Origin of the sequence: Elstera sp. (assembly GCF_044372965.1) — a bacterium.
GTDB lineage: Bacteria > Pseudomonadota > Alphaproteobacteria > Elsterales > Elsteraceae > Elstera.
The window spans coordinates 1-10,342 of the sequence record NZ_JBILQX010000129.1 but is presented as its reverse complement, the minus strand read 5'-3'; the positions used below and the strand labels follow the sequence as shown (position 1 = coordinate 10,342).

The window sequence follows — 10,342 nt, the reverse complement described above, 5'->3', positions numbered from 1 at the left end:
TGGGCGGGCAGTGCGCTGCCGGTTGCGGCGAACTGGCGGGATATTGCCGGGTTGGGGACGGGCCTAATCGCCCTGTTCGACGATGGCGGGCCGGGCCAAACCCGCGCCTATCGGCGCACCTCGGGCGCGACGTTTCTCACCGGTGATCTGTTGCCGGGGCGGGCGTGGCGGGTGGTGGCGGGGCTTGACCGCGCGTCGGACGGGTGGCCGGGCTGGTTTTTTGCCCTGCCGGATAATCAGGCCCTGGTGTGGCGGTCGGCCCAGGCGGATCTGTGGGACACGCTCGCGCTGCCCGCCGCAATCCCCTTACCCGTGCCTGCCTGCGGGCCTGCTGGGCTGGTGATTGCGGGCCGGTCGACGCGGAGTTTCCATTCCGGCGATGGCGCGAGCTTTGCCGATATCGGCGCGGTCCCCGACCCGTTTTTCGTCAATGATTTGGCGGTTGGGGGGCGGCGCTATATCGGCGCGGTCTACGACAGAAACGGCGCGGCCTATCAGTATCAGGCGAACAAGTTCCTGATTCTCGATATTCCGTAAAAACGACAGTCTTCACTGAAAATATACCCCGCTTCGGCGGGGTTTTTATTTGGAGGTATTATGCCATTCACACCGCTAAACTTCGGTTCGCTTGCGCCGAACGATGGTGAAAGCTTCCTCAGTGCCTTCGGCAAGGTCAATAATATGCTCGCCGAGATTTATCAGATCCTCGGCACGCCGGTCGCTTACCCGCAAATGCTGCAATCCCTGGCGGCGCTGACGGGCGTGGGCTTGGTGCGGCGCACGGATCAGGGGCTTGCGGGCACGGTGCCGTTTTCGAGCGTCGGCGAGGCGCTGCTCGGCGCGACCAGCCCGGCCAGCGTGCGCGGCATGTTGCAGCTTGGCAGCGCCGCCCTGCTGAGTACCACCGGCGCGGGGTCGGTGGTCACGCGCGGGCCGGACGGCAAAATTGCGCCGGGCGACCTTGGCCCGGCTGCTGTGATGGATGTTTTCGATGCCGCCACGGAAATCGAGATGCTGGCGCTGGATGCGCAAAAAGGCGATTTGTGCCTGCGCCCATCCAACGATCCGCTGAAACCCGGCTATATCGAAATCTACATGCTGTCGGGCGCGGGCGACCCGACCGTGCTGGCGAACTGGCGCTTGCTGACCGAATGGGGACCCGAATCGGTCGCCAGCGTGTTCGGGCTGCGCGGGATTGTAAAAATCGACGGGCTCACCCAACTGCCCGATGCGGTGGGGGCGAACGATATGCTGGTGCTGCAAAGCGCGGCCAGCGGGTTGCACTATCGGGTGAGCCGGGCGGCGCTGGTGGCGGGCCTCGCGGGGGCGATCACGGCGAGCGTGATTTCCGGCCTCGTCGTTGGCGGCACGGTGGCGGCTCCCGCGCTCTCCCTCAGCGGCCTGCGGTTGCCCGATGGCAGCGGGCAGGTGGCGGCGCAGACGGCGGGGCTGTTTTGCTACGATACCAATACCGGCGCGCCCTTCCGGCAGCCCTTGGCCGGGCTTATCGCGGCCCTGCCCCCCCGCGCGGGGCTGCTGAATACCGATAAAATCATGGTGTCGGTGGCGGGCGGGGTGTTTCAAGCCCCCGTTTCGGCGTTGCTCGCCGGTCGGCGTTTGGCCGCGCCCACCCTCAGCGGCGCGCTGATCGAGGCGCAACCGCTGATCGAGGTCAATGGTCCGTTGGTGCTGGCGACGCTGCTGCCCGCCCGGCTGTATCGGCTGCGGCTGTTGGGCGATAGCACGCTTGTGCTGCCGGACCGCAGCGCGGCCCCGGACACGCAAACCGAGTTCGAGTTGGTGGTCGATCAGGATGGAATCGGCAATCACGCACTGATTTTGCAAGCGCAGCCGGGGCAAAATTTGCGCTGGCACAATGGGCTCGCGCAAGGCGTATGCCTAACGGGGGGTGGGCGCACGCGCTTTAAAATCCAGGGGCTTGCGGGCGAAACGCGCTGGGACGTGGCCGTTACCCATAAGGACGAATAGTGATGCGCACGCTTACGAATCGGTTGATGGGCGGCGATGGTGCGCCGCCCGAATGGGTGACGGCCGACCCGTTAGCCGGGGCTGAATGGGAAGCGCCCTACACACAAACGCTTCTGGCCCTGGGCGTGTTTGACGCGCTAAGCGCATCGGGCGGGGCAAGCGCCTATACCCTTGCCTCCGGGAGCCTGCCGCCCGGCCTGGTGTTAGCGGTAGACACGATCACCGGCACACCAACCCCCGCGCCAAGCGCCCCCGCCTGGAGCACCGCCGCCGGGAGCCTTGGCACGGCAACCCAGGGCGGCGACTTTTCCGTGACGTTGGCGGCGACGGGGGCGGTGGAGTTTGTTGTGCGCGCTGGCCTGCTGCCCTGGGGGGTGACGCTCGATTCGGCAACGGGCGCGCTCGCAGGCACGCTGGCCGTGATCGGCGGGCCGGAGGATAGCCCAGGCCCCGCGCCGGTTTGGAGCACGGCGGCGGGGAGCCTTGGGGTGGTTTGGGAGGGGCAGGCGGCGAGCCTTAGTCTCAGTGCCAGCGGCGCGGAGACCTATGACATTGTTGGCGGCGTGCTGCCCTGGGGTTTGCAACTCGACCGCAGTACCGGCGCACTGACAGGCAGCCCGGCGGATGTGGGTGGCTCCACCCTCGACCCGCTCGAAACCTATACTTGGTCCGCGCCGGTATCGTCCGATCTCGGCACCTTCGCCGTGGGGGCGAGCGTGAGCATTGCGCAAACCACGGTGCCGGAAATTGGGCTCTCGTACCTTCTATCCGGCGTGCTGCCGTGGGGGCTGATCCTCAATCGCAGCACCGGGCTTATCAGCGGCACGGTGGGCGTTGAAAACGCGCCCGGCGCTTACGCTTTCACGGTTGCAAAAACGCTCCCCGATGGCAGCTACGGCAGCCGGGCTTACACCATCACGATTTCTTAGCGGCCTCAAGTAGCGCGACTGCGCGATAGGCCAACACCAAAAAGGAGGGGGGAAACTATGCCCGAGGTCTATAATTTCACCGCCCGCGCTACGGCGGCGAGCGGCGCTTTTGCCGATCGGAATTTTTCGATCACCGTCAATAACAGCATCATACAGCGCTTGCTCGCGGTCGGCCAGAGCGGCGCGGCCCGGTCCTTGGGGGCGGGGCGGCCGTGGGTTCTGATCCCTGGCATCAAGGGCGATAGCGCCGACTATGGCGACCGCTGGCTGGTCTGGGATCAAACGGACGGCGTGATGCGCGCCTCGCCCGATCTGATCAACTGGTCGAGTTTCGTGCCGACACTGCCCTCGGGCTATACCACGCTCGGTTTCTTGCGTTGGCGCGGGGCCGCTTGGTGGTGCGTTGGCTGGGATGGCGCGGCTCTGGCCGTGCTGAAATCGACCGATAGCGGCCAAAGCTGGGCCGTGCAGGGGGCGACGATTCCGGCGAGCGCCGCCGCGCTGTCGTTCGAACGGTCGGAGGCGGGGGCCTCGATCATTGCAACCGGCACGGAATGGCACTTTCGCGCGAGCGATGGCGCGGCGTGGACGGTGGCGCGTACGACCGCGCAAGGCTACAAATTTCAAATCGCCCATCTCAACGGCGTATGGTTCGGCCCCGCCAGCACCGCCCCCGGCTCAAAAATGGCGCGGTCGACCGATGGGTCGACTTGGTTTGACCAGAGCAATGCCAGCGTGCTGACGCCCGGCTATTACCGGGGAGCCGCCTACGCCAATGGCGTTGTGCTGGCTTATGCCTACTTCGACCCGTTCGCGGGGTATACGACCGATGCTGGGCAGAGTTTCCAGGCGATTACAACCTCCTACCCGGCGTCTCCTGAGGGCTATCAGGCCGAACGCCCTATTGTGGCGCAGGGCGGGCGGTTCGTGCTGCTGGGGCCATCTGGTAGTACCTATCTGCTGAATGCCGTCACCGGCCCATCGTCGACACAAGCATTGCCTGCGCCGCTCGGCGTTCCGGCTTGCCTTGCCGTGCGCAATTAGGGGGGGTGGGGATGGAGGAATTATTAAAGCGCATTCTCGATAAGCTTGAGGACGCAAAACAGTGGCGAGGTCGGCTTGAGGAGCAGATGCACCTTCTGTCGCATCAGGTCGCCGAGCTGGCGACGGAGGTTCGCGTTCGCGCTGAAAACGCTGATCAGCGTCACCGAGAAACCAGCGCGAGATTGCGCGATGCCGAAACGGCCTTGCGGGGTGGCGGGGCGGTCGATGTCAACATTTCTTCCGGCAATCAAACAGTAGGCGCGGAGCCTGCCGCGACGGCAACCAAGGCGGGCCTGCTGAAACCTGCCGCGACGGTGGGCGGAAGCGGGCTCTTCGGGTGGCTTGCGGGGGGCGGCTGGGAGCAGCTTATCGCCGCCCTCAAAAAATGGACCGGCTAGCCCGGCCTTTAATTCCAAGCAATCACGCGCCCTCGGGGCGCTTTTTTTATGAGGTGGATCATGGCTAAGGCCAAAGCTGCGCTCGTACCAACGCGGGGCGAGCGCAATAACAATCCGGGCAATATTGACTACAGCCCGCGCAATAAATGGGTGGGGCAACTCGGCATCGAACCGCCCCCAAACCCTTCGACCCGGCCCCGGTTCGCGCGATTTGATAGCCCGTTGAATGGTGGCCGCGCGGTAGTGGTGCTTATGCAAAACTACCAGGATGATAAGGGAAAAAATACTGTTCGGGGGCTAATTGAGACCTACGCCCCGCCAAACGAAAACAGAACGAATGTCTATGTTGATGCGGTTGCGCGCGCGGTTGGCGTCGATCCCGGTGCGGTCATCGATGTGCATCAGTATCGATACATGCGCCCTTTGCTTGAAGCGATCATCCGCCATGAAAACGGGCGGGTGATCTACTCCCCTGCCGAAATTGACGAAATGCTGCGCCGGGGCGGGATCGTCAATCCGGCGGCTCCGGCGGTTCCGTCACCCACCGCGCCACCAGCCCCGAAGAAAAGCGCGGTCGCTTCGCCCGGCATCTCTGGCCTGGGCGTGGCCTCGACCGCAGCGGCTATCGCCAGCGAGCCCAACTTGCGCGCGGCGCTGGAATCCTCCGGCTATTTGTGGCCGCTCGCGGCGCTGGGTGTCGCGGGCGTGCTGCTGTCGGCCTATGTGGCGTGGCGCACGCTGCGGCCCAAGCCGGAGGCGGCATAATGCTGGCGCTCCTCGGGATCACGGGGGTAGGCGGGTGGCTGCGGGCCGGGGCGGTGTTGGCCGTCCTGGCGGCGGTTGCGGCGGGGTATTTGTCCCTGTCCCGCCTGACCGCGACGATTGCCGTTCAGTCTGCCGCCATCGCGGCGCGCGATGCGGAAATCAAGGCACGCGATGGGCTGCTCCAAGAATCGGCGCGCGAGACGATCCGGGCCGCCGATGCCCAAGCGCGCACGGCGCTTGCCCTGCGCCAAGTGCAAGCCGATCACGCGGCCACTCTCGAAACCCTCGCCCGCGTGCGCGCAACGGCCGATCAACAGCGCGCGCGACTGGAAAAACTCAAACAGGAGATAGTCCGTGCCCCGGAATCGGATGATGGGGCATTGGCCCCGGTTTTTCGGAAAGCTCTCGATGCTGTGCGCGGCGGTGATGCTGTCGGCGTGCGGATCACTCCGCGATTTGGCGGCCCCACCGGCCCCGCCGCCGATAACCCGGATCGTTGAGGTTCCGACCGTCGAGCGGCTGACCCTGCCGCCCGATCTGCTCACCTGTGCCGATGCCCCCGCGCCGCCGGGTGATGGGGCAACCCAGCGCGATGCCGCCCTTTGGGTGGCTGATCTTCATGCCGCGCACGCCGATTGTGCGGCGCGGCTGGCCGCAGTGCGGGAGCGCGTAACCCCCTTGAAGGAGATGACGCCATGACCTTGAGCCGAAACCAGCCGGTTTTCTTCGTTCGGCTCGAATCGCCGGAGGAAATCCACACCGCGACCCTTACGGCCTTACCGGACGCCGACGATGCAGCCTACGGCGTGCGGTTGCCCAGCGGGGCGTGTTATCGCGCGGCCCTGGGCGATCTCGCCACCGATGCGGCGGCAGCGCGGGCGATCCAGCAAACCGCCCTGTTGGCGCGCGCGGCGTATTTCGAGCGCAAGGCAGCGGGTTTGCGGGAGAAGGCGGCATGAGCCCCTACATTCATCCACTTGCGGCCCTTGCGGGGGCCTATTGGCTGCCCTGGGTGGCGGCGACCGAAGCGACGATGGTGTTTTGGGGGTGGCGCTGGCGATGAGCACGATCAATTTCACCCGAGGCGAGATTGGGCCAGGGCAAAGCCTGATTCTCTCGCTGCACGAGGTCGATGGGTTCGCGGCTGAGGTTAGCGGCACATTTAGCGGCCCGCTGCTGGTGGAGGGGGCGATTGATACCGCCTATCGACCGCTGCCGGTCGAACCTTTGCCGGGCGGCGCGGCGCAAACCGAGATTACGGCGGCAGGCGCCTATCGCGGCTTGGCCGAGGGCGCGGTGTATGTGCGCCTGCGGGCGGGTCCGGGCTTTACCGGGCTCGCGCGCGTCACCCTTCGCGGGGCCGATATCGACCGCAGCGGGAGCGATTCCGGCGGGGGCGTATCGGGGGCGGTGGCGATTACCAATGTGCCGCTGCCGACCCGGATAACCGGGGCTGCGGGCGACGTGATCGTTGGGGTTTCGGTGGGCGGGGTGCCGCTCGTGCGCGACCCTGAGCGCGATAAGCAGCTTACCTATGCCGATGGCACAACCGAGACTTTTTATTTTACCGCCGCTGGAGATTTCTGCGGCGGGAGCGGGAGGGCGTAATGCTGCCGGTGAGTGCTTTAATTGGCCCGCTCGATATTTTGGGTGGCGGCAAGCCGGGCGATGACGGTGCCCCTGGCCCGCAAGGCCCGGCGGGCGCGGGGGTTGTGGGCGATAGCGCGGTTCCTTACACGACCGAATGGCAGCGGCCCCAGCGCTGGCGCAAACTGGCGGGCACCGCGACGGCCCATAGCGCCACGGCCAGCGCCGATGCCCTCACCCTCGCCACCACGGCGGCGGGCACGCAAATGGTCGGCCCGTCGATCCCCATCCAGCAGCTTGCCAATCGGACCGTGATTGTAGAGGCGCAGTTCACCAGCGTTCCCGGCGCGGCGGACGGGTTCTTTTTCGGGGTTGGTGGCCTGACCTACGGGACGCTCGATAGTGCCGCTGCGGTGGTGATTACCTGGCGCGCCAACGGCTCGATGGTTGTCAATAATGCGTCGGCGGCGACGATCACCCCTTGGGCCGTATCGCCCAGCAGCGCATACAACCTTCCTGCCCATTATATTACCCAGAACGATGTGCTGCGCATGGTTTGGAAATTCGGGGCCGACCCCAGCACGGCCACAATGACGCCATTTAAAAACGGCGTGCCTACAGGTCAAACCTTCACCGTCTCCGGGTTAACCGAGGGCTGCCTTTGGGCGGGCGGGCGGCTGACGGCCTTGGGCCAAAGCCTGCGCATTTTGCGGTTCTCGGTGCTGGATAATGCCCGCAAGGGTTATTTTTGGGTCGATAGCGCGGCATCGGCAACCGGCGCGGATGGGACGGAGGCGAGGCCCTACCCGAGCTTTGCCGGGCTACAAGATTTTGTGAACGCAACCGGGCTGCGGCGGATCGAGATTGTGGCGCGCGGGGCGCATCGCGGGCGTCCGCCGGTTTTTACCGGCTTTGACGAGGTTGTGATCCGCGCCTCGGTTGGCGATGACTGCACGATCTACGGATCTGAGTTAGTCACCGGCGGCTGGGTTGCGACGCCAGGGGTGGCGGGGGTTTGGCACCGCACCGGCTGGGTGTTTGACGGGGTTCTCAACCAGCCGAACGGCGGCGTGATCGATCCGAACCGCGTGGACGGGGTGATTCCCTTCACAATGTACGGCGTTGCCCCGAAGGATACCGACCCGGCGGCTTTGGCCGAAGGGCAAACAAGTGTGCATAATACCGGGCCAAATGCGCAGAAACTCTTCATTCGGCCTTGGGGCGGCACAGACCCGAACAGCCTGCCGCTGGAACTGGTTAATCGCACCTCTTGCCTGATTATCGCCAACGGGCCGGGCGCGGCCAAGGATTGCTACACTAAGATTCTTGGGGTGCGCTTGCGCTTTGCAACCTCTTACCTCTTGGCGCTGGATCGGGTGCGGTTTCGGATTGTCGAGATTGATAGCGAGGGTTCGCTCACCACCTCCGGCATCGGCTATCTCGACGCTTCGGGCGAGACCATCGCGCCGAATGTCGTCGGGGTTTACAACGATCTCTATGCCACGGTGGAAAGTTCGAGCGGCCCGGTGAGCCGCCGCCCCCGCCTGTATTTTGCGGGCATTCGCGGGCGCGGGGCCAAGGTGGGCGATGGGGTATCGATCCACAACACATGCAATGCCGTCATCGAGGGTGGCGAGCTTACCGATACCGGCAAATATGGGGTTGTGGTGGCGGCGTTGACGGCGGGGGCCGATGTTACCGTGCGCGGCATGCGCTGCGCGCGGAACGCGGCGGGGAATTTTGCCAATTCCGGCGACCCGGCGGCGGGCCTAACCCAGCGGCTGCTCTTGATTGACTGCCACGGGCACGATGCGCCGATCAATGTGCTGAGCAACAATAGTGCTTTGAGCAGCACGGGGCCGGGCGGACAAGTGCTGACGGAAGTTATGGGTGGGGGGATGCTCAATGCGGGCGTAGATCCCGGCTATGGGCATTTCAAGCTGGCAAACACCAATACGGACGCGACCCGCGTGACGCTGAAAACCTACGCGGTTGCGACCGGCGGCACGGGGGCTGATGTGGTGAATAACGGCGGCACCCATGTGAGTGTTTCGGCGGCAGGGGCGATTTAGGGGGGAGTGCCCCGGAGCCCTGCCGCGTCAAAGCAGCCAAATCAAAATTCCTAAACCCCCTGCAATCAGCGGGGGCCGGGGTGTGCGACCACCCCAAGCCGCGCGTTTGAGCCGCGCACGGTAAAACCGTCCCGCCTGCCCTGCAGGGCGCGGACTTTGTATCGGAAATCTTGAAAATGTCGATGCGTGTAACACCCGCTACCCCGGCGGTGCCTTTGGCTGCCTGGGTTGGCGGAAAGCGGCGGCTTGCGCCGTTAATTGTGGAGCGCCTGCGGGCAATGCCCCACGAAACCTATATGGAGGTGTTTCTAGGCATGGGCGGGGTGTTTCTCCGCCGGGGCTGGCGCAGTCCCGTTGAGGTGATTAATGATCGTAGCGAGGATGTGGCGAACCTGTTTCGCGTGACCCAGCGGCACCTTCCGGCGCTTCTGGACTATTTCTCCTTGCAGCTTTCCAGCCGGGCAGAGTTTGAGCGGTTGGCAGCGGTAAACCCTTGGACGCTGACCGATATCGAGCGGGCGGCACGCTTTCTATACCTTCAGCGCCTGGCCTTCGGCGGCAAGGTCATTTCGCAAGTGTTCGGCGTTGACCCGCGCTCGCCGGGGCGGCTTAACCCGGATGGGCTCCCCCGGCTTCTGCGGGCCGTTCACGGGCGGCTGGCGGGGGTGACAATCGAGTGCCTTGACTGGCGCGATTTTCTGGATCGGTACGATGCGCCGGATGGATTGATGTATCTCGATCCACCCTACAGCGGGAGTGAGGGATACTACGGCCCATCGCTCTTTTCCCCGGCGGATCATGCCGACCTAGCGGCGCGTCTGCGTGGGCTGAAATCGCGCTGGTTGCTCTCGATCAACGATACGCCGGAAATCCGCGCGCTTTACGCGGGGTGCCATATAGAGCCGGTTACGCTTCGGTATTCATTAAGCGGCGGGGAGGGCGTTCCGGCGGCTGAATTGCTGATTAGCCGGGAGCCGACGATGGTATCGCAGGGGGCTTTGTTCCGTTAGGGGCCTTTGCATCCGGGATGCTCTCCCAGCATCCCGGATGCGCTCTTTGAGCGCTCCGACAGTAGGGGCTCCGGAGCGATGGTCGGACCAACGCAAACGGAGGGCCGGGCAATGATGTTAGAAACGCAAAACGCAGCATGGGGTTTTTTTGGCACGATGGGCCGGGCGAATGCCGACTCGGTTCAGGCTTGGGCGCTTGCCTTTGCCGCGCTGACCGCAGCCACCGGCGCAACGGCTGAAGAGATTCGCGCGTTCCTCGATAGCGGCCACGGACGCCACTTCGCCGATGATGTTTGCGCGGCACTCACCGAAGCTAAAACGCTGCCGGAGGCTATCGCCAGCACGGTGCGCCTTTGGCAAACCCGCCGGATTTCAACCGAAACGGCGCGCGTCTATCGGCTTCCCTATAAAAGTCAATATTTACAAGCGTTTATGAAGGCTGCGACCGAGGAAATGCTCGCGGCGGCATAGCGCATGCAAAAGTGGGGCAGAATGTGGGGCGCTTTTTTGGCGTCCCGCTTTTTCTTTTATATATCAAACACTTAAAA

The 10,342-nt window shown here is 64.5% G+C and carries 13 protein-coding genes; all 13 read left to right on the top strand.

Features of this window, described 5'->3' with window-relative positions:
• The coding region (locus tag ACIQ36_RS14555; protein ID WP_395830530.1) for a hypothetical protein at positions 1-537 on the top strand (537 nt) is incomplete at its 5' end.
• A gap of 60 nt (positions 538-597) precedes the next feature.
• Positions 598-1,989, top strand: coding sequence for a hypothetical protein (locus tag ACIQ36_RS14550; RefSeq protein WP_395830528.1), 1,392 nt, complete (start codon positions 598-600; stop codon positions 1,987-1,989).
• Positions 1,990-1,991: 2 nt separating this feature from the next.
• Positions 1,992-2,918: a putative Ig domain-containing protein gene (locus ACIQ36_RS14545; RefSeq protein WP_395830526.1), complete on the top strand. Its 927-nt coding sequence runs from the start codon at positions 1,992-1,994 to the stop codon at positions 2,916-2,918.
• 57 nt (positions 2,919-2,975) lie between these two features.
• Complete coding sequence (locus ACIQ36_RS14540; protein ID WP_395830524.1) at positions 2,976-3,962, top strand: hypothetical protein; 987 nt, start codon at positions 2,976-2,978, stop codon at positions 3,960-3,962.
• An 11-nt stretch (positions 3,963-3,973) separates the two neighbouring features.
• On the top strand, positions 3,974-4,360 hold the full coding sequence (locus tag ACIQ36_RS14535; protein WP_395830522.1) for a hypothetical protein: 387 nt from the start codon (positions 3,974-3,976) through the stop codon (positions 4,358-4,360).
• Between the two features lie 60 nt (positions 4,361-4,420).
• Positions 4,421-5,125: a structural protein gene (locus ACIQ36_RS14530; protein WP_395830520.1), complete on the top strand. Its 705-nt coding sequence runs from the start codon at positions 4,421-4,423 to the stop codon at positions 5,123-5,125.
• On the top strand, positions 5,125-5,625 hold the full coding sequence (locus tag ACIQ36_RS14525) for a hypothetical protein (RefSeq protein ID WP_395830518.1): 501 nt from the start codon (positions 5,125-5,127) through the stop codon (positions 5,623-5,625). Before ACIQ36_RS14530 ends, ACIQ36_RS14525 begins: the two co-directional genes overlap by 1 nt.
• Entirely contained in the window at positions 5,582-5,824 is a 243-nt protein-coding gene (locus tag ACIQ36_RS14520) for a hypothetical protein (RefSeq protein ID WP_395830516.1), read from the top strand. The genes ACIQ36_RS14525 and ACIQ36_RS14520 overlap by 44 nt, the downstream gene beginning before the upstream one ends.
• Positions 5,821-6,084, top strand: coding sequence for a hypothetical protein (locus tag ACIQ36_RS14515; protein WP_395830515.1), 264 nt, complete (start codon positions 5,821-5,823; stop codon positions 6,082-6,084). Before ACIQ36_RS14520 ends, ACIQ36_RS14515 begins: the two co-directional genes overlap by 4 nt.
• Before the next feature lie 100 nt (positions 6,085-6,184).
• Positions 6,185-6,733: a hypothetical protein gene (locus ACIQ36_RS14510; RefSeq protein ID WP_395830513.1), complete on the top strand. Its 549-nt coding sequence runs from the start codon at positions 6,185-6,187 to the stop codon at positions 6,731-6,733.
• Entirely contained in the window at positions 6,733-8,784 is a 2,052-nt protein-coding gene (locus ACIQ36_RS14505) for a hypothetical protein (RefSeq protein WP_395830511.1), read from the top strand. Before ACIQ36_RS14510 ends, ACIQ36_RS14505 begins: the two co-directional genes overlap by 1 nt.
• Before the next feature lie 176 nt (positions 8,785-8,960).
• A complete protein-coding gene (locus tag ACIQ36_RS14500) occupies positions 8,961-9,794 on the top strand; it encodes a DNA adenine methylase (protein ID WP_395830509.1) in 834 nt (277 codons plus the stop codon).
• Between the two features lie 111 nt (positions 9,795-9,905).
• Positions 9,906-10,265, top strand: coding sequence for a hypothetical protein (locus tag ACIQ36_RS14495; RefSeq protein ID WP_395830507.1), 360 nt, complete (start codon positions 9,906-9,908; stop codon positions 10,263-10,265).
• Positions 10,266-10,342: the final 77 nt, after the last annotated feature.